23 protein-coding genes are annotated in these 23,465 nt (G+C 48.0%); 2 read left to right on the forward strand and 21 right to left on the reverse strand.

Features of this window, described 5'->3' with window-relative positions:
- Nucleotides 1-154: 154 nt before the first annotated feature.
- From serB to oxyR, 12 genes are all read right to left on the reverse strand, one after another.
- Nucleotides 155-1,153, reverse strand: a complete 999-nt coding sequence (serB, locus tag TOLA_RS13200; RefSeq protein WP_015879639.1) for a phosphoserine phosphatase SerB — start codon at nt 1,151-1,153, stop codon at nt 155-157.
- An 82-nt stretch (nt 1,154-1,235) separates the two neighbouring features.
- Complete coding sequence (gene deoD / locus TOLA_RS13205) at nt 1,236-1,946, reverse strand: purine-nucleoside phosphorylase (protein WP_015879640.1); 711 nt, start codon at nt 1,944-1,946, stop codon at nt 1,236-1,238.
- Between the two features lie 14 nt (nt 1,947-1,960).
- A complete protein-coding gene (locus TOLA_RS13210) occupies nt 1,961-3,187 on the reverse strand; it encodes a phosphopentomutase (RefSeq protein WP_015879641.1) in 1,227 nt (408 codons plus the stop codon).
- A 7-nt stretch (nt 3,188-3,194) separates the two neighbouring features.
- Nucleotides 3,195-4,526 (reverse strand): thymidine phosphorylase, encoded by a 1,332-nt coding sequence (gene deoA / locus TOLA_RS13215; protein WP_015879642.1) that lies wholly within the window; start codon nt 4,524-4,526, stop codon nt 3,195-3,197.
- A gap of 26 nt (nt 4,527-4,552) precedes the next feature.
- Nucleotides 4,553-5,323 (reverse strand): deoxyribose-phosphate aldolase, encoded by a 771-nt coding sequence (deoC, locus tag TOLA_RS13220; protein WP_015879643.1) that lies wholly within the window; start codon nt 5,321-5,323, stop codon nt 4,553-4,555.
- A 61-nt stretch (nt 5,324-5,384) separates the two neighbouring features.
- On the reverse strand, nt 5,385-6,155 hold the full coding sequence (locus tag TOLA_RS13225; protein WP_015879644.1) for a TatD family hydrolase: 771 nt from the start codon (nt 6,153-6,155) through the stop codon (nt 5,385-5,387).
- Between the two features lie 57 nt (nt 6,156-6,212).
- A complete protein-coding gene (locus tag TOLA_RS13230) occupies nt 6,213-7,022 on the reverse strand; it encodes an outer membrane beta-barrel protein (protein ID WP_015879645.1) in 810 nt (269 codons plus the stop codon).
- 202 nt (nt 7,023-7,224) lie between these two features.
- Nucleotides 7,225-8,811: a peptide chain release factor 3 gene (gene prfC, locus TOLA_RS13235; RefSeq protein WP_015879646.1), complete on the reverse strand. Its 1,587-nt coding sequence runs from the start codon at nt 8,809-8,811 to the stop codon at nt 7,225-7,227.
- 153 nt (nt 8,812-8,964) lie between these two features.
- On the reverse strand, nt 8,965-9,567 hold the full coding sequence (locus TOLA_RS13240) for a YitT family protein (RefSeq protein ID WP_015879647.1): 603 nt from the start codon (nt 9,565-9,567) through the stop codon (nt 8,965-8,967).
- A 331-nt stretch (nt 9,568-9,898) separates the two neighbouring features.
- Complete coding sequence (rlmB, locus tag TOLA_RS13245) at nt 9,899-10,636, reverse strand: 23S rRNA (guanosine(2251)-2'-O)-methyltransferase RlmB (RefSeq protein WP_015879648.1); 738 nt, start codon at nt 10,634-10,636, stop codon at nt 9,899-9,901.
- Nucleotides 10,633-13,053: a ribonuclease R gene (rnr, locus tag TOLA_RS13250; protein WP_015879649.1), complete on the reverse strand. Its 2,421-nt coding sequence runs from the start codon at nt 13,051-13,053 to the stop codon at nt 10,633-10,635. The genes rlmB and rnr overlap by 4 nt, the downstream gene beginning before the upstream one ends.
- A 97-nt stretch (nt 13,054-13,150) precedes the next feature.
- Entirely contained in the window at nt 13,151-14,053 is a 903-nt protein-coding gene (gene oxyR, locus TOLA_RS13255) for a DNA-binding transcriptional regulator OxyR (protein WP_015879650.1), read from the reverse strand.
- A gap of 157 nt (nt 14,054-14,210) precedes the next feature.
- Here oxyR and TOLA_RS13260 point away from each other — a divergent pair, with 157 nt between their 5' ends.
- Entirely contained in the window at nt 14,211-14,609 is a 399-nt protein-coding gene (locus TOLA_RS13260) for a cytochrome b562 (RefSeq protein WP_015879651.1), read from the forward strand.
- Nucleotides 14,610-14,672: 63 nt separating this feature from the next.
- On the opposite strand, the gene TOLA_RS13265 is transcribed toward TOLA_RS13260, so the two are convergent.
- The 9 genes from TOLA_RS13265 to aroK all read right to left on the reverse strand — a co-directional run bounded on the left by TOLA_RS13265 (nt 14,673) and on the right by aroK (nt 22,066).
- Nucleotides 14,673-15,173, reverse strand: a complete 501-nt coding sequence (locus tag TOLA_RS13265; protein WP_015879652.1) for a hypothetical protein — start codon at nt 15,171-15,173, stop codon at nt 14,673-14,675.
- Between the two features lie 97 nt (nt 15,174-15,270).
- The gene (locus TOLA_RS13270; protein ID WP_015879653.1) at nt 15,271-15,495 is read right to left on the reverse strand and encodes a hypothetical protein; all 225 of its coding nucleotides are present in this window, start codon (nt 15,493-15,495) and stop codon (nt 15,271-15,273) included.
- A gap of 72 nt (nt 15,496-15,567) precedes the next feature.
- A complete protein-coding gene (trpS, locus tag TOLA_RS13275) occupies nt 15,568-16,572 on the reverse strand; it encodes a tryptophan--tRNA ligase (RefSeq protein WP_015879654.1) in 1,005 nt (334 codons plus the stop codon).
- A 9-nt stretch (nt 16,573-16,581) separates the two neighbouring features.
- On the reverse strand, nt 16,582-17,265 hold the full coding sequence (locus TOLA_RS13280; RefSeq protein WP_015879655.1) for a phosphoglycolate phosphatase: 684 nt from the start codon (nt 17,263-17,265) through the stop codon (nt 16,582-16,584).
- On the reverse strand, nt 17,258-17,932 hold the full coding sequence (gene rpe, locus TOLA_RS13285; RefSeq protein ID WP_041609907.1) for a ribulose-phosphate 3-epimerase: 675 nt from the start codon (nt 17,930-17,932) through the stop codon (nt 17,258-17,260). The genes TOLA_RS13280 and rpe overlap by 8 nt, the downstream gene beginning before the upstream one ends.
- Nucleotides 17,933-17,950: 18 nt before the next feature.
- A complete protein-coding gene (locus TOLA_RS13290; protein ID WP_015879657.1) occupies nt 17,951-18,790 on the reverse strand; it encodes a Dam family site-specific DNA-(adenine-N6)-methyltransferase in 840 nt (279 codons plus the stop codon).
- A gap of 96 nt (nt 18,791-18,886) precedes the next feature.
- The gene (locus TOLA_RS13295) at nt 18,887-20,443 is read right to left on the reverse strand and encodes an SPOR domain-containing protein (RefSeq protein WP_015879658.1); all 1,557 of its coding nucleotides are present in this window, start codon (nt 20,441-20,443) and stop codon (nt 18,887-18,889) included.
- A gap of 2 nt (nt 20,444-20,445) precedes the next feature.
- Nucleotides 20,446-21,522 carry a 3-dehydroquinate synthase gene (aroB, locus tag TOLA_RS13300; protein ID WP_015879659.1) on the reverse strand — a complete coding sequence of 359 codons (1,077 nt, stop codon included), beginning with the start codon at nt 21,520-21,522 and terminating at the stop codon, nt 20,446-20,448.
- Nucleotides 21,523-21,547: 25 nt separating this feature from the next.
- Nucleotides 21,548-22,066 (reverse strand): shikimate kinase AroK, encoded by a 519-nt coding sequence (gene aroK / locus TOLA_RS13305; protein ID WP_015879660.1) that lies wholly within the window; start codon nt 22,064-22,066, stop codon nt 21,548-21,550.
- Nucleotides 22,067-22,590: 524 nt separating this feature from the next.
- Here aroK and dapA point away from each other — a divergent pair.
- The gene (gene dapA, locus TOLA_RS13310) at nt 22,591-23,463 is read left to right on the forward strand and encodes a 4-hydroxy-tetrahydrodipicolinate synthase (protein WP_015879661.1); all 873 of its coding nucleotides are present in this window, start codon (nt 22,591-22,593) and stop codon (nt 23,461-23,463) included.
- Nucleotides 23,464-23,465: the final 2 nt, after the last annotated feature.

Raw genomic sequence — 23,465 nt, forward strand, 5'->3', positions numbered from 1 at the left:
CTGATATCAGAGCGTGATAATAACAATAATCAGCGCAGCAGTGGGGAGTTCATGGAATTAAGACAGGTAGTGACTTTACCGGTGGGGCGTTTGATTCAGGCGAGGTATGCATCTGACTGACCGGCGAATATCACCGGTCAGGCGTTCCGGTCGATCAGGCTTTGGCGATTAAATCACCGGCCTGTAACAGACAAATCACTGCTTCCAGGTTCATATGGCGGATGGCTACCTGCGCCTGCTCACGCACTACTGGCTTGGCGTGGATCGCCACACCCAGAGCCGCTGCTTTCAGCATCGGCAAATCGTTGGCACCATCACCAATAGCGACGGTTTGCTTATCCGACACCTGATAACGTTCCTGCAGCACTTTCAGAGTTTCCGCCTTCACTTTGGCATCAACAATACGGCCATTAACCTTACCGGTCAGATGATCACCATCGATATCAAGTACGTTGGATTCGATATGATCTAAACCAAGATTACGCTGCAGTACACCGGCAAAGTGAGTGAATCCGCCAGAGGCGATTGCCACTTTCCAGCCAGCTGCCTTAGCGGTGCTGACCAGATCCGTAAGTCCAGGCATCAACGGAATATCAGCAGCGACCTGATCGAGAATGGAAATCGGGGCATCTTTCAGTAGTGCGACACGGTTACGCAGACTTTCCGCGAAATCCAGTTTGCCGTGCATGGCCGCGGCAGTCACTGCGGCAACCTGTTCACCGACACCCGCCAGACGGGCGATTTCATCAATGCATTCGATTTGGATCGCAGTGGAATCCATGTCCATCAGGATCAGTCCACCTGCTTGCAGACGTGGCAATTCAGCGACATGAGCGCCATCAATTGACCAGTCCTGAACTTTCAGCCATTGCATCAGATCAGAAGAGTGTGCGGACGTTCCCAGCACCACAGTCCAGACTTCGCCTACGGCAAACGGTACAAAGCAACAGGTCGCCATGCCCATATCCCGGATCTGTTTTAAGGTCGCGGCAACATGCTCTGGTGCCAGGGTAGCGCCCATCAGCATGACATAGCCATCGCACTCAGGCTTATCGACGGCCTCGATTCCACGATCTGTAAATTGAAGCACCCCGGAAGCGGGAAAATGAACGAGCCAGTCAGCAATTTGCTCAGGCAACGCGGAAATCGGCATGGTGATACACTCCCTGTCAGAAAAAGCGGTCGACAGCGTAGCCGATCGCTTTTCCTTCAGGCAAGCGTTATCTCATCATCCGTTATTTCAGCAACACAGAATCCAGCGCAATTTTCATCATGTCATCAAATGTGTTCTGACGTTCGTCAGCAGAGGTCTGTTCACCGGTCTTAATGTGGTCAGAAACCGTGCAGATCGCCAGCGCGTTAGCACCGTATTCGGCGGCTACACCGTAAATACCGGCAGCTTCCATTTCCACACCCAGAATGCCGAATTTTTCCATCACATCGAACATCTGTGGATCCGGGCTATAAAACAGATCGGCTGAGAACAGGTTACCGACCTTAACCGGGATACCTAAGGTTTCAGCGGCAGTAACGGCTTTGCGCAACAGGCCAAAATCAGCAATCGCGGCAAAATCATGATCTTTGAAACGCATTCTATTTACTTTGGAGTCGGTACACGCCCCCATCCCGATAATGACATCGCGCACTTTGACATCTGGCCGCACGGCGCCGCAGGAACCGATACGGATAATGTTTTTAACGCCGTATTCGGTGATCAGCTCTTTGGTATAGATAGAACAGGACGGAATACCCATGCCATGCCCCATCACAGAGACACGCTGCCCTTTATAGAAACCGGTGTAACCAAACATGTTACGTACATCTGTCACCAGTTCTGCATTTTCCAGATAAGTTTCAGCGATGTATTTCGCACGCAACGGGTCACCCGGCATCAGTACGGTTTCAGCAAAAGCACCATCTTTGGCATTAATGTGTGGAGTTGCCATTATTATTCCTTCTGTTAATGATGTTCAGGCAGGCAATTGCTGCCATAGTCGAGTACTGGCAGGCCATGATAAGCCGCGATAGTTTGTCCGATATCCGCGAAAGTATCCCGCATACCCAGATCCTGCGGCTGCACCGTATCACCATAGAAAATGACCGGTACATGCTCGCGGGTATGGTCTGTTCCCGTCCAGATGGGATCACAGCCATGATCGGCAGTCAGGACAACTCGATCGCCCGGAAGCAGTAATGCTAATAACTCCGGCAGACGGGAGTCAAAATACTCCAGCGCAGCCGCATAACCCGCTACATCACGGCGATGGCCGTAAGAGGAATCAAAATCCACGAAGTTTGTGAAGATAATCGACTGATCCGCAGCTGTTTTTACCTGCGCCAGTGTCATATCCCATAACTCGTCCAGACCGGTTGCTTTATGTTGTTGCGTGATACCACAACAGGCATAGATATCGGCGATCTTGCCAATTGAGATCACGTCACCACCCGCAGCTTTCATTCGATCCAGTAAGGTCGGCATTGGCGGTTCAACCGCATAATCATGACGGTTACCGGTACGTTTAAACTCACCAGCTTTACTGCCTACAAACGGACGGGCAATTACACGACCGATGTTATAGGGCTCAAGTAGCTGACGGGCCAGTTTGCACAGTTCATAAAGTTTATCTAAACCGTAGGTCTCTTCATGACAGGCGATCTGGAATACGGAATCCGCTGAGGTATAGAAAATCGGCTTACCGCTACGCATGTGCTCTTCACCGAGACGATCCAGGATCTCCGTACCGGAAGCATGACAGTTGCCAAGATAGCCCGGCAAATTCCCCTGCGCCACCAAGGCATCCAGCAGTTCCGGCGGAAAGCTGTTTTGCTTATCCGTGAAATAACCCCAATCAAATAACACGGGTGCCCCCGCCATTTCCCAGTGCCCCGAAGGCGTATCTTTGCCGGATGAAAGTTCCCGTGCATAACCATAAGCGGCTATCGGCGTTACTGAAGCATCCAGTCCGGCCGGAAATTCTCCGCAGGAGGCGGCACAGGCATGCGCCAGCCCAAGCCTGGTCAGGTTGGGCAGGGTCAGAGGTCCCTTGCGTCCGTTATCCGCATTTCCGGTCACACAGGCCTGTGCAATATGACCCAGCGTGTTTGCGCCTTCATCACCAAAACGGACGGCATCGGCACTCGCTCCGATACCCAGTGAATCCAGCATTAAAATAATGGTGCGTTTCATTTAAACCTCAAACATCAGCTAAGGTAATGCGGCGATAAACAGCCGGTGGCAAAGTAGCCACAGCATCGCCGACTCTAATAGCATTACGAATTACCGCTGCTGTTTGTTCATATTGTGCTTCCGTGCGGGCATGAACCCACGCCAGCGGACGTTCTTTATCCACCTTTTCACCCAGAGAAATAACGTCTGTCAGCCCTACCGAATAATCAATCGGATCAGTGGCACGTAAGCGACCACCGCCTAACGCGACCACCGCCATACCGAGTGCCCGGGTATCCATTCCGCCGACTATACCGGCTGATTCAGCGTAAACCGGACGGATAACCGCGGCTTTCTCCAGATGATCATCAAAGTGATCGACAAAATCAGCCGGACCACCTAAAGCTGCGACCATGCGGCCAAATGTTTCTGCAGCTTTACCGTTATCCAGCACCCTCTGCAGTTTGGCTCTTGCTTCCTGCTCATTAGTTGCCAGGCCACCGGACAGCAGCATTTCCGCACACAATGCCATGGTCACTTCATGTAACCGCGGGTGACGATAGGCTCCGGTGAGATAACGCACCGCTTCCCGCACCTCGACGGCATTGCCGGCACTGGTCGCCAGCACCTGATTCATATCGGTCAGTAGCGCTGTCGTACGGCAACCGGCACCATTGGCTACAGCGACAATACTTTTTGCCAGTTCTTCAGATTGTTCATAAGTAGGCATAAAAGCACCCGAGCCGGCTTTAACATCCATCACCAGTGCTTCCAGTCCTGCCGCCAGTTTTTTCGACAGAATGGACGCAGTGATCAATGGAATGGATTCGACTGTGGCAGTGACATCACGGGTGGCATAAAAGCGTTTGTCCGCCGGCGCCAGATCCGAGGTTTGGCCAATGATAGCCACCCCGACCTCTTTCACGACTTTCTTGAAAATCGCTTTCAGCGGGCTGGTCTGATATCCCGGGATAGCATCAAACTTATCCAGCGTACCACCGGTATGTCCTAAGCCGCGGCCGGAAATCATCGGCACATAACCACCGCAGGCAGCAACCATCGGGCCTAACATCAGCGAGACCACATCACCCACACCGCCGGTGGAATGCTTATCCAGCACCGGTCCCGGCAATTCCAGCTCATGCCAGTCCAGCACTGAACCGGAATCACGCATGGCGCAGGTCAGTGTGATCCGTTCCGGCATCGTCATGCCCTTAAAGAAAACCGCCATTGCCAGCGCAGCGATCTGTCCTTCAGTAACTGTGTTATGCGTGATGCCTTGAACGAAAAACTGAATCTCACTGTCGGTTAGTGCATATCCGTCGCGTTTTTTACGGATAATTTCTTGCGGAAGGAACATGGCGCCCCCTTACATGACGAAAGCAATTAATACCCTGATGATGCGGTCCGGGATTGATGTCCCAGCGTTGTTAACAGATCCGCCAGCAAACTGGATGCGCCAAAGCGGAATGTTCTTGCTGAAATCCATTCATCACCCAGCACAGTGGCAGCCAGTGCCAGATATTCCGCCGCCTGCGCCGCATTCTTTACACCACCAGCAGCCTTAAAACCTACTGCCGGATTTTTTTCTTTTATCACCTGTAACATGATCTTTGCTGCTTCAAGCGTAGCATTAACCGGCACTTTACCGGTGGATGTCTTAATAAAATCAGCACCAGCCGCAATGGCAATTTCAGAAGCAGAGCGGATTAGCTCCGGTGTTCCCAGTTCACCACTTTCTATGATCACTTTCAGCAAGACATGCTCGCCACAGGCTGCTTTACAGGCTTTTACCAGTTCAGAACCAACATCACGATTTCCCGCCATCAGGGCACGATAAGGAAATACAACATCAACTTCATCAGCACCATAAGCCACTGCAGCTTTAGTTTCAGCTACAGCAATCTCAATATTATCATTACCATGCGGAAAGTTGGTCACAGTGGCCACCCTGACATCTGCCGCACCGATTTCACGTAATGTCTGACGTGCGACGGGAACAAAGCGCGGATAAACACACACCGCCGCCGTCATTCCTGCAGCTGTTTTTGCCTGCCGGCACAGTGCAATCACGGTGGCATCCGTATCGTTGTCATTCAGGGTAGTCAGATCCATCAGTTGCAGTGCACGCTGTGCCGCTTGTTGTAAATCAGGCATCCGTATCTCCAGATCAATCGTACCGGACAGCATCCGGTCAAAGTGTTAATGGTATGTATTGTCAGCAAGAAAAACGGAACATTTTTTCAGCATTCAACTCTGTTTGCCGAATTAACGCCTCCGGTGCAGATCCTCGCAACAGTGATAATTCCTGCAGAACCTCCGGCAGATAAGCAGGCTCATTACGTTCTCCCTGACGCCCCGCTAATGGCATGGTCGGGCCATCCGTTTCCAGCAGCAAACTTTCTACCGGTAGTTTGGCGACAGCCTTGCGGGTTTTCTCCGCCCGTTCATAGGTGATCACCCCACCGATACCGAGCATAAATCCCAGTTCGATAAATTGTTCCGCCTGCTGACGGGAACCGGAAAAGGCATGCCAGACACCGCCCCGAGGCAAAGAGTACTGTTTCACAATGCGCAATAACTCGTTATACGCCTTGCGACAATGCAGAATCACCGGTAACTGATACTGACTGGCCAGTACTAATTGCTTTTCCAGCATGTCTATTTGTAATGACATGGGAACATCAATCGCACCATCCAGGCCACATTCCCCGATTGCTACCAATCCGGCTGGTCGCTGCTGTAAAAAGCGCTCTAATTCCGCAATGGAAGAATCATTTTCCTGCGCCAAAAACCACGGATGCAGACCGAATGCGTAATAGAGACCGGGATATTGCTGATGCAACGCGGGTAATGCCGGCCAATAAGACGATCCAATTGCCGGTACAACCCAGCGGTCAACACCAGCCGCTTCACTGCGCGCCATTACCTGCGGCAGGTCATCAGCATACTCCTGCAGATCAAGATGGATGTGAGTGTCTGTCAGCATAATCTCAGCAATAAAAAAGGCCGTTGATACGGCCTTTATATGCTAATTAATCGCTTTTTAGAAGCGCATGGAGGCTTTAACACCCACTTCAAAGGTCTCATTACCCGGTTCGTAATAACCAACATCAGAGAGATCAGATTTATCAATATTCCAGTAATCAATATACGGGCCAAACGCTAAATCGTTAATGCGGTATAAGCTGGAAAATTTGATGCCATAACCATTGTTCTGTGTATTTTCCGAACTGTCTGATGAGCCATCGGCAGAGATATCGCTATCCTGCTCACCCCGGATAAGATAATCGTACTCCAGTGTTGTTTCTAACTGAGACTGACTATCCAGCGCAGCCCGGTATATCAACCCTACCGGTAAATAGTAGTACTGACTGGTGCGGTCGAAATCAAACGCCCCCGTTTCATCATTACCACTCAGCTCGTTCCGTAAATGGCGGTAACCAAATCCAATATAGGGCGCCAGGATACCCTGAGTGATAAAAAAGTCTTTACCGAGTAAAGGTCTGATTTCGTAATATAAATCAGAATTATCATCCAGATCTAATGGATAACCGTTTGCTTCTGCCGAAGCATCAACCTGACCATAAGCCAGACGGCCATTTATCTTAAAAAACCAGTCGTTTTGCAAAGCCATGGTGGTGGTGTAATCCACACCAATCTTGACGCCATCCAGTTCCGTACCGGTAAGCCGGTACTCATCATCAAGATCGACGTCAGATACTTCAAATTTATAGTAAGAGACACTGAGTCCCAGTTCCTGCCCCGTTTCAGTTCGCAACGCAGGTGCGGCAAAAACAGAGGAGGCACAAAACACAGTTAACAGAGCGAGGGATGGTGCGAGCATTGTCTTCATGATACATCCTTACACAATAAGTAAAGAGAGGTAATATCAATTGAGTTTTTATAAAAACAGCTCAGATTAATTATTCATTTGAATCCAACACTAGATAACAGAATTCATTTGAACAACAATAAAGATAGCAGCATTCGGAGATGCCCCCCGGAATCAGGGGGCAAAATTGCGAAATCAGGCAAAAAATTTTAAGCGAAGGGAATTAATGCTCACGAGTCTTATGGAACTTCACGTCAGGATAACGTTCCATCGTCAGATTGAGGTTCACCATGGTCGGTGCGATATAAGCCAAATTATCGCCACCATCCAGCGCGAGGTTCAGTGAACATTTACGCTCAAATTCATCGAATTTCTTCGCATCAGCACAAGTCACCCAGCGGGCGGTTGATACGTTGATCGTTTCGTAAATGGCTTCGACGTTGTATTCCGACTTCAGACGCGAAACCACCACATCAAACTGCAGCACACCCACCGCACCCACGATCAAGTCGTTGTTGTCGATTGGGCGGAACACCTGCACGGCGCCCTCTTCTGAAAGCTGCACCAAACCTTTCAGCAACTGTTTCTGCTTCAGTGGATCTTTCAAGCGAATACGGCGGAACAGCTCTGGCGCAAAGTTTGGAATACCGCTGAAATGCAGATCTTCACCCTGAGTGAAGGTATCACCGATTTGAATAGTACCGTGGTTATGCAAGCCGATGATATCGCCCGGATAAGCTTCTTCGGCCTGTTCACGATCGCCCGCCATAAAGGTGACCGCATCGGAGATGTTGACATCTTTACCAAGGCGAACATGACGCATTTTCATGCCTTTTTCATATTTGCCGGAAACCACACGCATGAACGCAATACGGTCACGGTGTTTCGGATCCATATTTGCCTGGATCTTGAATACGAAGCCGGAGAATTTCTCTTCAGTTGCTTCCACCAGACGCGTGTCGGTCTTCCGCGCCATTGGCGCTGGTGCCCAGTCAGTCAAACCGTCCAGCATATGGTCAACACCGAAGTTACCCAGTGCCGTACCGAAGAATACCGGAGACAGTTCACCTTTCAGGAACAGATCCATATCAAATTCATGTGAGGCGCCTTGTACCAATTCCAGTTCACCACGGAATTGTTCCGCCAAGTCTTCGCCAACTGCCGCATCCAGATCAGGGTTATTCAGTCCTTTAACAATACGGACTTCCTGAATGGTGTGACCTTTACCAGACTGATACAGATAGGTTTCATCTTTCGCCAGATGATAAACCCCTTTGAACAATTTACCGCAGCCAATCGGCCAGGTGATCGGCGCACATTTGATTTTCAGCTCACGCTCAACCTCATCCAGCAGATCCATTGGATCGCGAATGTCACGGTCAAGTTTGTTCATGAACGTCAGGATCGGCGTATCCCGCAGACGAGTTACTTCCATCAGTTTACGCGTCCGGTCTTCAACCCCTTTCGCCGCATCGATCACCATCAGACAGCAGTCAACTGCGGTCAGGGTACGGTAAGTATCTTCCGAGAAATCTTCGTGGCCCGGTGTATCCAGCAGGTTAACCAGACTGTCGCGATAAGGAAATTGCATCACTGAGGTGGTAATAGAAATACCACGCTGTTTTTCCATTTCCATCCAGTCAGATTTGGCATGCTGACCTGTGCCACCACGACCTTTTACCGTACCGGCGGTCTGAATAGCATGTCCGAATAACAAGACCTTTTCGGTAATGGTCGTTTTACCCGCATCGGGGTGTGAAATAATCGCGAAAGTGCGTCTTTTACTCACTTCCTGAAGAAAATCTGGCATTTTCTGTCTCTGACTGGCTAGTAATACATCAAAACTGGGGGCGGATTATAAACCTTGTGCCCGACTTTTCCCATGATTGATGATGACTGAAATTTAAGCAGAAAAAAGCAGGCGACCAGCGCCTGCAAAAAGGTGGAATTGAAGAAAATGAGATCACGCGACTGCGGAATTATACCGGCCGGGTTTATGGTTCGTCGCCAGTACCACATTCACAATAACAGCAGCAAAAACAGAGAGTAGCAGCACTGACCACGAAGTAATGAACGCAGAAGACAACACGATAGTGCAATCCATCCCCATCTGGACTTTACCCGCGCTCACGCCATAACGTTCCTGCAACCACAGGCAGACAATATTAAACCCACCCAGACTGGCACGATGCCGGAACAGGATCAGCAAACCAACCCCCACCAGCGCACTACCCATCAACGCCGCATAGATTGGGCGCACCTCATTGATTTGCATCCATTGATGCAGGTGATCACCAAAAAACGAAACGGCAGTAACAGACAGCAGGGTTTTCGCGACAAACCATCCACCCAGACGTTTCCAGGCCAGCCAGTAAAAGGGCACATTCAGCATAAAAAACAGCTGCCCAAAACTAAATGGTAATAATTTATTCAGCAGTAATGCCAGCCCGGCAGTACCACCGACCACGAGCCCCGGCTGATTAAAAAAAACAATACCTAATGAGATCAGGCCGGTTGCCGTCAGCATCGCCAACGTATCTTCCAGCCAACTGTGTTGTGCAGGCATCACATTTATCCATAGAACATAACCGCCGCTATGCTACCAGCAGATGACCACCAGCCCACTATGCCCGGACGAGAACAAATCAATGGCAATGTAAACTTTTAATGCCAGTAAACTCACCAGCAGAGTGCAATTTGCTGCGATCGTAATCACATATCAGAAGCAGAGAGATATAAGAGGGATATAGAAGAGAAAAAACCAATTGAGAATAATTATCATTATGATATATTGCAAACATCGTAATGTTGAGCAAAACTCTGTAGACCCGCCCTTTCTCCTCCTCTGAAGGGTGATATGTTCGAGGCTGGTATATACCAGCCTCTTTTTTTATCTGTTAACCACGACGCTGACGCACCGCTTCAAACAAGCAAACACCGGTAGCAACAGAAACGTTCAGGCTGGAAACAGCACCCGCCATCGGGATACTGATCAGCTCGTCACAGTGTTCCCGGGTCAGACGGCGCATACCATCACCTTCCGCGCCCATCACCAGTGCCAGTGAACCAGTCAGTTTAGCCGCAAAAACATCATGCGTTGCTTCACCCGCTGTTCCGACAACCCAGACCCCGCGTTCTTTCAGTTCACGCAGTGTCCGCGCCAGATTAGTGACCTGAATAAACGGGACACTTTCCGCCGCACCGCAAGCGACTTTCCGGGCAGTGCCCGTCAGGCTGACTGATTTATCCCGCGGCACAATCAGCGCGTGCACGCCGGCAGCATCTGCAGTACGCAAACAAGCGCCCAGATTATGCGGATCAGTTACTCCATCCAGTACCAGAAAAAAGGGCGTCTGTTCTTTCTCCAGAATTTTATCCAGATCAGACTCGTCCAGCTTTCTTCCTTCCCGCACCCGGGCAATGATCCCCTGATGGATAGCGCCTTCAGCTTTGTCATCCAGTGTTTTACGCTGTACGTACTGAATGCTGACACCGTACTGTTGCAAAATGGCTAACAGTGGTTGCAGACGATCATCATCACGTCCCTTCAGCACCCAGGCTTCGAGAAAACGCTCCGGAGCCTGCTCCAACAGTGCTTTTACCGTATGGATCCCGTAAATCAATTCGCTACTCATTTCTTCGCTTTTCCCTGACGTTTTTTGCGATCGTCTTTCTTAGCTGATCGCGTACGATCAATTTTATCACTGGCACCCGTACGTTGTTTGTCTTTTTGTTTACGTTCTTTACCGGCTGCTTTTTCCTGATCACTGCTGGCTTTACGCTGTTTACTGCGCTCTCTTTTACCCTGGATATCAGTGAGTAATTTCTGATTTTTCTTCGCATCTTTACCAGTGAACACCAGCGGATCTTCAACCAGCATCAGATCGATCTTACGATCATCCAGATTTACACCGACAACCCGCACCCGTACCTTATCGCCTAAGCGATACACACGGCGGAAGTTCTCACCGATCAGCGTCTGACGGGATGGATCAAACTGATAATAATCATTAGTCAGTGTCGATACATGCACCAGACCATCAATGTTCAGTTCTGCCAGGCGGATAAAGCAGCCGAATGAAGTCACATTGGCAATCACACCGTCAAATTCAGAACCGACATGATCCTGCATGTATTCACATTTCAGCCAGTCGGCAACATCCCGGGTAGCATCATCAGCGCGGCGTTCCGTCATCGAACACTGCAGACCCATCGGGGAGATTTCATCATAGTTGTAATGATAACCACCGCTTGGCGTCCATTTATGTTTCGGATTTCCTTCCTGACGCGCTAACTCGTATTTGATTGCCCGGTGCAGTAACAGATCCGGATAACGGCGGATTGGTGATGTAAAGTGTGCATATGATTTCAGTGCCAGTCCGAAGTGACCGATGTTGTCCGCACTGTACTGCGCCTGCTGCATGGAACGCAGCAGCATGGTATTGATCAGCTCAACATCCGGACGATCCTGCACCTTGGCAGCTAATTCTGCATAATCCATCGGCTCCGGTTCATCACCCCCTTTCAGCTCCAGTCCCAACTCAGCGAGGAACTGACGGAAGGTTTCCAGCTTCAGCTCACCCGGACGATCATGCACGCGGAATAAGGTTTCTGCTTCCTGCTTCTCGATAAATTTAGCCGCGGCAACGTTCGCCTGGATCATGCACTCTTCAATCAGCTTGTGTGCATCGTTACGGATCAACGGCACAATACGTTCGATTTTGCGCTGTGCATTGAAAATAAAGCGGGTTTCATCGCTCTCAAATTCTACCGCACCGCGCTGATGACGGGCTGTTTTCAGCGCCAGATAAAGCTTGTGCAGTTCTTCAATATGCGGCACCTGTGCAGCGTATTGTTCACGCAGCTTGATATCCCCATCCAGCATCGCCGCCACTTTGGTATAAGTCAGACGGGCGTGAGAATTCATCACCGCTTCGTAAAATTTAAATCCGGACAGACGCCCCGCTTCGGAAATGGTCATTTCACAAACCATACAGAGGCGATCAACTTGCGGATTCAATGAGCACAAGCCGTTGGATAACACTTCCGGCAACATCGGTACTACAAATTCAGGGAAATAGACGGAGTTACCACGGTTATATGCTTCATGATCCAGGGCAGTCGTCGGCCGCACATAATAGGAAACATCAGCAATAGCGACCCACAACCGCCAGCCACCGCCGCGCTTGCGTTCACAGAATACCGCGTCATCAAAATCGCGGGCATCTTCACCATCAATTGTGACCAGTGGTAACTCACGTAAATCCACACGGCCTGCTTTCGCTTCTTCCGGAACCTGCTCTGTCAGCGATTTGATCTGCGTGAGCACTTCCTGTGGCCATTCATGTGGGATACCGAATTTACGGATGGCAATATCGATCTCCATGCCCGGATCCATATTGTCACCCAGCACTTCCAGGACCTGCCCCATCGCATTCAGACGACCAGTCGGGCGCTGAGTTACACGCACCACAACGATCTGGCTCTGCCGGGCGCCAAGAGTGGCATCAGGCGGGATCAGAATATCCTGAATAATACGGTTATCATCCGGAACCACAAAGCCAACACCATTTTCAACAAAATAGCGTCCGACCAGATCCATATCCCGTGATTGCAGCAAACGCACCAACCGGGCTTCCTGCCGGCCTTTGGCATCTGTTTTCGTTGGCTGAACCAGCACATAATCACCGTGCATCAGACTCGCCATATCCCATTGATTCAGGAACAGGTCAGCACCACCACTATCCGGGCGCAGGAAACCATAGCCATCCTTATGACCAATGACATGTCCTTTGATCAGATTTAACTTATCCGGCAAGGCGTAGGTGCGCCCCCGGGTAAAAATCAACTGTCCATCCCGTTCCATAGCGCGCAAACGACGGCGCAGCCCTTCCAGCTGATCTTCACCTTCCAGCATTAATGTCTTTTCGATCTCGTCCCGTGACATCGGACGACCATTCTTTTCAATCAATGCCAGAATGAGTTCACGACTCGCAATCGGTTTTTCGTATTTTTCAGCTTCGCGTGCAGCGAAAGGATCTTTGGGGGACATAGAAGGCCTGCCATTGGCAATAAATAAAGTCATAATGAGTATAGCGAAATCAACCACTTTTTGTCAGGAATACGACTACGCGGTATGAACGACAACGCTATGATATAGCACAGAGATTTTGTAGTTGTTGCTGACACAACTGAGCCAGACGCTGATAACGGGTTTTAAGCGGAGACCCCGGACGATAAATCAGACCGACTGTGCGTTTCGGTTCTGGATCATGACAAGGTAAATAGCAGACGCCGTCGCGAATCTTTTCCTGCGGTACGGCCAGTTCCGGGATCAGTGTAATTCCGGCACCGGCAGCCACCATATTGCGTAATGTTTCCAGACTGGTTGCCCGGAAATGTGTGTCCTCTCGGGCTCCGGCGGCAAAACAAAAACCTAATGCCTGTTCGCGTAAACAGTGCCCATCTTCCAGCATCAATAACTGCTGTCCCGACAGTTCACTCATTGCAACCTGTTCACGTTCCGCCCACGGGTGATCTGCAGCAACGGCCAGATACATGTTCTCGTCAAATACCGGAATCTCAATAAAACCAGCAGTCTCTTTTACCAGCGCCAGTAATGCACAATCCAGTTCGCCGTTATCCAGTCGAGCCACGATCTGATGCGTCTGAGCCTCGTGCAGATAAATTTCCAAATCCGGAAACTCACGCCGGATAGCCGGGATTATATGTGGTAATAAATAAGGGCCAACCGTAGGAATCAACCCAATATGCAGTGGTCCCGCCATCTCTTCGGTATGCTGTTGCGCCATTTCTCTCAGCAAACGCGCCTCTTCCAATACACGTCTTGCCTGTGCGACCAACTGTAAACCTGATGCAGTAAACAATACCTTACGGCTGGTCCGTTCCAGCAGCACAACGCCCAGTTCATCCTCAAGTTTACGAATTTGCCCACTCAGTGTCGGCTGGCTGACATAGCAAGCTTCTGCCGCTAACCGAAAGTGCTGGTGTTCAGCCAGCGCAACCAGATATTCCAGATCCCGTAGATTCATTGTGGTTTCCGATAGATTTAAGCTATCAAAAGAATAACAAGTAGTGATTATGACTATCAATAAGTTACAAATATTAGTCAACTTATTAACGAATTTTTAATCTTTATGATATAGCCTTACTCTGTTTACCTGGAAAGCCTTTTCTAAGGAGTTACTGATGAAAAAATGTGTAACGCTCATATCTTCTGTACTTCTTTCTTCTGCCGCCTTGATTGCACCGGCATTTGCAGCGGTTGATGTAGAAGATGCCATGAAAGACATGAGCAAAAGTTATCGTCTGGTAATGAAAGATGCTGATGCTGCAAGTTTGAAAAAAGATTTAACCACGCTACGTGCTGCCGCCGTTGAAGCACAATCCGGCGTGCCGGGTAACATGAAAAAACAAGCGCCGGACAGCACTGATCGCAAAACTTTCGCTGAAGGAATGAAAAAACTCATCGCTCAGATTGATGTTGCCATCAAGTTAACCGATGAAGGGAAAGTGCCCGAAGCAAAAGCTGAAGCGGCAAAGCTGAAAGATCTGATGAACGAATATCACGCCAAGCTTGGCGTTTAATAGTTTTAAAACCAAAAAAGCCGTTGTAGAACAACGGCTTTTTATCTCTGACAGATACGGATATTAGCGATTAATATAACTCAGGAAATCCGTTTCCAATTGTCCGTTAGAAACACAAACCGGGGTAACTGAAGGCGCTGCGACTTTTTCGCCATTACCTTCAAGATAAGAAACGGTAGTTGTGCCTTTCAGATTAATAGACGCAACGGCTTTATCAGCATTTTGCGTGATCATGAGATTAATCTTAACGGCTGGTTGTTCAATACTGACGCGGGAACCGCCCTTACCACAATCCAGATATTTTAATCCATCGCCATAACTTTCCTGAGAAGCTGACAATACTCCGCCGGTTACGTCACCCTGACCTTCAAAGCCTTTCTCAGCCAGCCAGCGTTGAGCGCGTCCCCACAATAAATCATAGGGAACATTAACTTCCGTACTGGTTTGTACAGGTACAGCAGTCGGTGGCGTATAACGATATTGCTCGGATACCCCACTGGAACCGGAACAACCTGCTAACAGCAGAACCATCGACACACCGATACAACTAAGCGTTTTGTTCATAAATATACCCTAGCTAACCATCATCTGTTGATACCAGAAATAATGATATTGTCTAACAAGGTACATTATTTGGCTAGTTTTATTTGGATAATTACTTTTAGCGATTCAATAACATACCAGTTTCTAACTCTCGTTCTCTCTGGCATTCAGCTAAATATATTGCACCTAACACGGAGGGTTTTTGATGATATTGATCTATCGCTCTTTCAACCATCAATGTTAACGTCTGTTGTGTTTTCGCCATACGGAATTTTCGTAACCACATATCTTTTGATTCCAGATCCAGTGGTTCAACTATATCTTCTTGTTTTTTAGATACCATATCTTGTCTTAAAGTAGTTATATAATGAGAAATAATTTAGCCGGACTATATTTTAATAATCCGGCTGAATTATTAACGTTTACTTACAAAACCAATCGCATCAAATACACGACGCATCGTTTCATCAGCCCGCACCTGCGCTTTTTCAGCACCCTGCTGCAGAATAGCCAGCAGAGCCGACTCATCAGAGCGGAACTCCTGATAACGCTGCTGGATAGGCTCCAGTAGTGCTACAACAGCCTCTGCAGCCTCGGTCTTCAGATGACCATACATCTTGCCTTCAAAATGCGCTTCCAGCTCAGCAATTGATTGGCCGGTCGCACCATGCATCAGACTGAGCAGATTACTGACACCCGCTTTATTTTCAATATCAAAACGAACTACTGGCGGATCTTCTGAATCAGTGACTGCTTTTTTCAATTTTTTGGTTATGGATTTAGGATCTTCCAGTAAACCAATGACATTATTCTGATTATCATCCGATTTAGACATTTTCTTAACCGGATCTTGCAGACTCATCACTTTAGCGCCCTGCGGCGGAATAAATGGCTCAGGAGTCGTAAATACATTGCCGTAAATGGAATTAAAACGGTATGCAATATCACGTGTTAATTCCAGATGTTGTTTTTGATCCTGACCAACCGGAACCTGATTCGCCTGGTATAACAAAATATCTGCAGCCATTAATACCGGATAATCAAATAAACCCACACTGACATTATTCTCATAACGCTGTGATTTATCTTTAAATTGCGTCATACGGGATAATTCACCCATTTGAGTATAGCAATTTAATATCCAGCCTAATTCAGCATGTTGCGGTACATGCGACTGCATAAATACAGTGCTTTTTGCCGGATCAATGCCAACAGCCAAATACAAGGCCGCGGTATCCAGGCACGCTTTACGTAACACCAGGGGATCCTGACGCACAGTTATTGCATGCAAATCCACAATACAATACAGACAATCATAGTCATCCTGCATCTGAACCCATTGACGCAATGCACCCATATAGTTGCCAATGGTCAGTTGTCCTGAAGGTTGAGCTCCGCTCAATACGATTGGTTTTGCCATTTCAATTCCTTACTTCAGCGCCAACAACGACGCTAACTCATCAAAGCGATGTAGTACCCAGTCTGGCTGACAGTTTTCTATTGGCTCACCATGGTTATAGCCATAACTTAAACCAACAACGGGAATACCTGCGGCACGGGCAGCCTGAATATCATTTTTAGAATCACCGACCATCAGAGTTTCTGTCGGTTTCACATTGAATTGCTCACATAAATAATGCAGCGGCATCGGATCCGGTTTTTTCGCAGGTAACCGTCCACCACCCAAGGTATGAGAAAAAAACTGAGCAATTCCGGCAGATTGCAGCAAAGGCTGCACAAACTCATCTGGTTTATTTGTTACCACGGCCAGTGAATAGCCGGCTTGCGCCAGCGCAGACAAGGTTTCCGGAACAAAAGGATAAAGTGAATAGTCTTTATCGATACCAGCATGATAATGATGGTCAAAATCAGCTTTTACCTGCAGAAACAGAACTTCATCCACATCATGAAAATGATATTGGCGGCACATTGCCCGTTTCAGTAATACCTCGGCACCATTACCAATCCATTCTTTCACCTGCTCCAACGATACCGCCGGCAGTTGATGGGCATTTAATGCGGCCTGAACAGCCAGATAAAGTTGCGAAACACTGTCAATCAGCGTTCCGTCCAAATCGAATAAAATAACTTTTACATTATTTAAATCAGACATTTGCAGAGTCTAACTCCTGACGCATACGAGCAATAACAGCAGCATAATCAGGTTGATCAAAAATTGCAGAACCGGCGACGAACATATCTGCGCCTGCGTCTGCGATCTGACGGATATTATCTGTTTTCACGCCACCATCAACTTCCAGACGGATATCACGTCCGCTTTGCTGAATACGCTGACGAACCTGACGTAATTTATCCAATGTAGCCGGAATAAAGCTCTGACCACCGAAACCCGGGTTAACTGACATCAACAAAATAATATCCAGTTTATCCATTACATGATCTAAATAATGTAATGATGTCGCCGGATTCAGTACCAAACCAGCCTGACAGCCATGTTCCTTAATCAGCTGCAAAGTCCGATCCGGATGTTCTGATGCTTCCGGGTGGAATGTGATGATCGAAGCGCCCGCTTTGGCAAAATCAGGGATAATCCGATCAACAGGCTTCACCATCAAATGTACATCAATCGGTGCAGTGATACCGTAATCACGCAGCGCTTTACATACCATCGGGCCAATTGTCAGATTCGGGACATAATGGTTATCCATTACATCAAAATGAACGACGTCAGCACCCGCTGCTAATACATTGGCAACATCTTCGCCTAAACGGGCAAAATCGGCGGAAAGAATTGAAGGAGCAATCAGATACGGTTTCATATTCATCAGTCTTTAAGGTTATCCAGCCTTTCTGGCCAGTCGGTGTGGTTCATAACGGGCAATTAATTCAGCAACCCGCTGACGGGAATGCCCTGCACGGCTAATGGTTCGTTTTACCTGAAGTTCATGCAATGAGGCATGCTTATACAAATCATAAGTTAAATCAGTAGCATGGTTACTAATCAATACCGGGATGCGTTTCTCCGACGCAGCCTGCCAGGCTAATTCCGCGAGATGACGCTGTTCATTCTCACTGAAACCTTTGGCAGCATAGCTGGTAAAACTGGCACTCGCGGATAAAGGCACATACGGCGGATCACAATAAACCACATGATCCTGTTCCAGCATGGCAAATGTTTCCATAAAAGACTGGCACACGAAGGTCGCTTTCTGAGCCTTTTCAGCAAAAAACCACAATTCCTTTTCCGGGAAATAGGGTTTTTTATAACGCCCGAAAGGCACATTAAAGCCACCTTTCCGGTTGTAACGGCATAATCCGTTGTAACCGTGCCGGTTCAGATACAGGAATAACGCAGACCGCCATTCCGTGTCTGTTGTCTGATTAAATTCATCCCGCAACTGAAAATAACGTTCGCGTTGATTGTTTTGTTCACAGAACAGGCTGTTAGCAATACGAATAAATGTATCCGGTTCAGACTTCAGTAAATTATATAACGCTATCAAATCAGGATTAATATCCGCGAGAAGATAGGCATCATAGTCAGTATTCAGAAATACAGAACCCGCACCGACAAAAGGTTCAACCAGCACCTTACCTGTTGGTAAATATTGTGTGATCGATTCAATCAGGCTGTATTTTCCACCAGCCCATTTTAAAAATGCCCGCTGTTTCTTCATGACACAGCATTGCTCCATTCAGAAACATGCTGTGCCCGTATAAAACTAAAGCAGAATAGGGTGTTATATCTTTGCGTCATTCAGCTTCTGCTCTGCTTATTTACCCTGCTCTTTATGGATCTGAGCATAGGACTTCGGCCATGGTTTCGTACTTTTCAATGCCACTGGCAATCCGGCTACAGCGGCTTTAGCTGCTGCGGATGAATTGTATTCCCCATAGATAAGAACATACATGCCATTGGATTGATTTTTGTATATTTTTGTCTTTGCCTGTAAACCGCTACTGGCTGCCAGTGTTTTGAGTGCAGTCGGGTTACCACTGGCTGCAAGTTGCAATGCATAGCCATCAGTTACCGGAGCTGCCGCGACACTACTCTTGGATACAGTCGTCTTCCTGACTACTGGCGTTTTGGTTTTAACAATTTTACGTTCAACAGTCGCTTTCGGTTTATGCTGTACTGCTTTTTTTTCCGGAATCACTTTTTTACTCACGGATTTGGCGGGCGCCGGAGATGGACTTTTAATTTCATCAACTATCGGTTTCAGCTGATCCGGCGATGTCACTGTAGCTGATGATTGTACTGGTTCATCAACAACAACCGCACCGGTTACTGGTTGATTAGCTGCCATCTGCTGTACGGCCTGGTCACTAATCACTACACGGCGCTTATTGCTATCATCTTCCGCCTGAGCAGCATCAATGCCCGTGGTGGCAGCGCCAGAAACAATACCTTCTTGTGCCACAACAGCCGGTAATGCATCAGTTGCAGGGACAACACCATCAGGAGCCGTTGCTGCCGAAGTACTGGGAGCCAGCGCTACCGCCTGACGTTCCGGTTGAGCTAAAGACTCTGCTGACGATTCGTTGTCTGATGAGGAAGGAACAAGCCAGCTTAGCAATAAAACAACACCAGCTAGAACAGCGACCGCAGCTACTATTTTATTAACCGGTAAATCATTTTTTCCGAATGAAGATAATGATTTTTTATCCATACAAGCCTCCGCAATTGCAACTACCTCACCAGGCTTACCCTGACAATGAGCCAGGCGAGCCAGGGCTTGTTCACCCTGAGCTGCGGAGACATCTCCGTCCTGCAGGCAGTTCACCAACAGTTTTTTTTGTTCCTTGAGAGTCAGCGGTTCGACTTCAATCTTCAGTGCCTTCTGATCTCTGCCTTCCAGATGTTGCGCCAGAAGTTCAGAAAATTCACGGGTTCCGATCAGTAATACACTAATTTTGTGGGATGGATACAATTCATCGGCATAATTAAGCCATTGCCATAGCTCAAATAACCATTCCGGGCTAAGACTATCTGCATCATCAATGACCAGTAATCGGGGAACAGACAGATCAGGAATGAGTCTGATTAATGTTTTATACAACGGTTCGCCGGGATCAAACACAGCGCCCGGAACCAGTTGTAAGACAATATGTTCCCTGATACGGGACAGATCCATCTCCGGATGCAACACGACATAGCTGATGTGAGAATCAGCATCCAGTTCATTCATCAAAAGCTGGCCAACCGAAGTCCGTCCGGAACCTTCCTGACCAGATAAAAAGATAAATGAAGAAGAAAACCCAATCAGTTGTCTTAACCGTGACACTAATTGGGTTTGAGTTGGCAGTAATAAATATTCGATTGATGTCACATTCAGTGTGTCGCATCAATAACTGCGCGAAGCACGGTCTGCTCCACGTCAGTAAACAAATCCGCACGACCGATAGCCTGAGGCAATACCAGTCGCAGTTTTCCGGCTTTCGCTTTTTTATCGCGCAACATATGGTGAATATAATCATCATATGTCATATCAGCAGGAGCAGTAACAGGCAGATTTGCTGCCTTTAGTAAGGCTTTAATCCGGGAAACATCCGTATCAGACAATAAGCCTAACCGCAGTGATGTTTCTGCAGCCTGTACGGTGCCGGCAGCAACAGCCTCACCGTGTAACCACTTGCCATAACCCTGCTCAGCTTCGATCGCATGACCAAATGTATGACCCAGATTAAGCAACGCTCTTACGCCGTTCTCAGTTTCATCCTGCGCGACAACATCCGCTTTGATAGCACAGCAGCGAAGAATGATTTTAGATAATGCATCCGGCGACAAAGACTGAATATCAGAGATATGCTGTTCCAGCCAACTGAAGAAATCAGCATCCCAGATGATGCCATATTTGATGACTTCAGCCATACCGGCTGCCAGTTCACGGGATGGCAACGTGCGCAGGCAATCAATATCGATGATGACAGCTTTCGGCTGATAAAAAGCACCGATCATATTCTTACCAAGAGGATGGTTAACTGCGGTCTTTCCACCAACAGATGAATCAACCTGAGATAACAAAGTTGTCGGTACCTGAATAAAAGGCACTCCACGCTGGTAACAGGCAGCAGCAAAGCCAACAAGATCACCGATCACGCCACCACCCAGTGCAATCAGGGTAGTATCACGACCATGCGTTCCTTTCAGCAGCGCAGACATAATTACCTCAAATGAAGCGAGTGTTTTATGCGCTTCACCATCGGGCAAAATCAATGTATCAATCTGATAGCCAGCCAGCGTCTTACGGAGTACATCCAGATATAATGGAGCAACTGTATCGTTGGTCACAATCATGACCCGCTGCCCTGCAATATGCGGTGCAAACAGTGCTGAAGATGTCAGTAGCCCGGCTCCAACATATATAGGATAACTACGTTCGGCCAAATTAACTGTCAACGTCTCCACTACAGCCTCCATCTATATCGTTTAATTACAGTCCTAACAGTTCAACAATCTGCGTTGCAACTTGTTTGGCCGTCAATTCATCAGTTCGAACCACATAATCTGCAATTTCGCGATACAGCGGTTCGCGCTCGTCAGCCAGACGAGTCAGCACCTCGCGAGGAGGTTCTTCAGTGCGCAGCAGTGGACGACGCTTATCGCGTTGAGTTCTGGCAAGTTGTTTTTCAATCGGTGTTTCCAGATAAACAACAATGCCCCGCGCTGATAAGCGGTTTCTGGTCAAAGGACTCTTGATTGCACCACCACCGGTCGCAAGAACAATACCTTGCAATTCGCTCAGGTCACTAATTACCTGCTCTTCCCGTTTGCGGAAACCCTCTTCACCTTCGACATCAAAAACCCACGCGATATCTGCGCCGGTGCGACGTTCTATCTCCTGATCCGAGTCATAGAGATCCATATGCAACGTTTCCGACAAATACTTGCCGATGGTGCTTTTACCTGCCCCCATAGGGCCAATCAGAAAAATATTGCGTTTTTCAGCCATTTTGTCTGTCTATTTTTTCAAAAATAACGAATGCCCGTTATATATAACGGGAACCTAGAGAACAGTACCTTACGTTAGAAACTGGACGGGGAATTATGCAGTACCCCCCGCTTTATAGCAACTGAACTACAGGGGATAGCATGATGTTCAAGTTGCATTTTACTTGAATAAATAGAAAACCGTTAACATTTACTACTCGAACACCAGGAAACGGGTGGAATAAATGTGCACAATCATGAATCATTTTACCCAAATAAAACATATTTATGCACATTGCATCATCCTGCTCAGTATGACTTCTTGACTTTTACGCTCTGATACAGAACTATGTTCTTAATTATTGTCATTCTGATGATCAGCATCATGAGCAAATGGTTTATCGTTCGAAAACCTTATAAACGTGCCTCAAAACCGGGTGCGTACGTTTTCGCGTAACCAGCTTGTCGATACCCAGTTTATAAACCCCGGTTACGCCATAGCGGATCGGGGTTTTTTGTTGAGATTAAAGATCAAAAGGAGTTTGTATGATCCACGGTTCTATTGTGGCCTTGATCACCCCGTTCCGGGATGGTCAGCTGGATGAAACAGCATTACGTCAGATGGTTGACTGGCATATTGAACAAGGCACTCATGGGATTGTACCTGTCGGTACTACAGGTGAAAGTCCTACCGTTACCCATGATGAACACTGCCGTATCATTGAAATCGTGGTACAGCAAGCGGCAGGACGTGTACCTGTTATTGCCGGGGCAGGCTCCAACAACCCGATCGAAGCAATCGAATATTCCAAGGTAGCTGAACGTGCAGGTGCCGATGCAACTTTACATGTTGCCGGTTATTATAACCGTCCTAATCAGGAAGGTTTATATCAGCATTTCAAGCTGTTGCATGATCAAACCGCTATTCCTGTTATTCTGTATAACATTCCGGCGCGGGCAATTGTAGATATTCAGCCTGCCACCATGGCACGACTGGCTGAATTACCACGTATTATCGGCGTAAAAGATGCGACCGGTGATCTGGCCCGCCCATGGGCTGAACGTCAGTTAATCAAGAAACCATTTATCTGGTTATCCGGTGAAGACGCGACCGCTGTTGCCTATAACGTTAGTGGCGGTACCGGCTGTATTTCTGTTACAGCGAACGTAGCACCAAAACTGGTTGCTGAAGTACAAAATCTGACCGCAGCCGGTAAGTGGGAAGAAGCGAGAGACTTACAGGATAAATTGATTCCTCTGCACCAGGTCATGTTTGCCGAACCTAGTCCGGCAGGTGCAAAATATGCAGCATCATTGTTAGGTCTATGTACCGAAGAATGCCGTCTGCCGATCATGCCTCTCAGCGATGCCACCAAACAGCGTATTCGCCAGGTCATGGAACAACTAGAGCTTATTTAATC

Origin of the sequence: Tolumonas auensis DSM 9187 (assembly GCF_000023065.1) — a bacterium.
Taxonomy (GTDB): Bacteria; Pseudomonadota; Gammaproteobacteria; order Enterobacterales; family Aeromonadaceae; genus Tolumonas; species Tolumonas auensis.

Excerpts from the sequence above, each read along its gene's own strand:
- serB (WP_015879639.1), bottom strand. The coding sequence starts at position 1,153 with ATGCCGATTTCCGCGTTGCCTGAGCAAATTGCTGACTGGCTCGTTCAT.
- deoD (WP_015879640.1), bottom strand. The coding sequence starts at position 1,946 with ATGGCAACTCCACACATTAATGCCAAAGATGGTGCTTTTGCTGAAACC.
- TOLA_RS13210 (WP_015879641.1), bottom strand. The coding sequence starts at position 3,187 with ATGAAACGCACCATTATTTTAATGCTGGATTCACTGGGTATCGGAGCG.
- deoA (WP_015879642.1), bottom strand. The coding sequence starts at position 4,526 with ATGTTCCTTCCGCAAGAAATTATCCGTAAAAAACGCGACGGATATGCA.
- deoC (WP_015879643.1), bottom strand. The coding sequence starts at position 5,323 with ATGCCTGATTTACAACAAGCGGCACAGCGTGCACTGCAACTGATGGAT.
- TOLA_RS13225 (WP_015879644.1), bottom strand. The coding sequence starts at position 6,155 with ATGCTGACAGACACTCACATCCATCTTGATCTGCAGGAGTATGCTGAT.
- TOLA_RS13230 (WP_015879645.1), bottom strand. The coding sequence starts at position 7,022 with ATGAAGACAATGCTCGCACCATCCCTCGCTCTGTTAACTGTGTTTTGT.
- prfC (WP_015879646.1), bottom strand. The coding sequence starts at position 8,811 with ATGCCAGATTTTCTTCAGGAAGTGAGTAAAAGACGCACTTTCGCGATT.
- TOLA_RS13240 (WP_015879647.1), bottom strand. The coding sequence starts at position 9,567 with ATGCCTGCACAACACAGTTGGCTGGAAGATACGTTGGCGATGCTGACG.
- rlmB (WP_015879648.1), bottom strand. The coding sequence starts at position 10,636 with ATGAGTAGCGAATTGATTTACGGGATCCATACGGTAAAAGCACTGTTG.
- rnr (WP_015879649.1), bottom strand. The coding sequence starts at position 13,053 with ATGTCCCCCAAAGATCCTTTCGCTGCACGCGAAGCTGAAAAATACGAA.
- oxyR (WP_015879650.1), bottom strand. The coding sequence starts at position 14,053 with ATGAATCTACGGGATCTGGAATATCTGGTTGCGCTGGCTGAACACCAG.
- TOLA_RS13260 (WP_015879651.1), top strand. The coding sequence starts at position 14,211 with ATGAAAAAATGTGTAACGCTCATATCTTCTGTACTTCTTTCTTCTGCC.
- TOLA_RS13265 (WP_015879652.1), bottom strand. The coding sequence starts at position 15,173 with ATGAACAAAACGCTTAGTTGTATCGGTGTGTCGATGGTTCTGCTGTTA.
- TOLA_RS13270 (WP_015879653.1), bottom strand. The coding sequence starts at position 15,495 with ATGGTATCTAAAAAACAAGAAGATATAGTTGAACCACTGGATCTGGAA.
- trpS (WP_015879654.1), bottom strand. The coding sequence starts at position 16,572 with ATGGCAAAACCAATCGTATTGAGCGGAGCTCAACCTTCAGGACAACTG.
- TOLA_RS13280 (WP_015879655.1), bottom strand. The coding sequence starts at position 17,265 with ATGTCTGATTTAAATAATGTAAAAGTTATTTTATTCGATTTGGACGGA.
- rpe (WP_041609907.1), bottom strand. The coding sequence starts at position 17,932 with ATGAAACCGTATCTGATTGCTCCTTCAATTCTTTCCGCCGATTTTGCC.
- TOLA_RS13290 (WP_015879657.1), bottom strand. The coding sequence starts at position 18,790 with ATGAAGAAACAGCGGGCATTTTTAAAATGGGCTGGTGGAAAATACAGC.
- aroK (WP_015879660.1), bottom strand. The coding sequence starts at position 22,066 with ATGGCTGAAAAACGCAATATTTTTCTGATTGGCCCTATGGGGGCAGGT.
- dapA (WP_015879661.1), top strand. The coding sequence starts at position 22,591 with ATGATCCACGGTTCTATTGTGGCCTTGATCACCCCGTTCCGGGATGGT.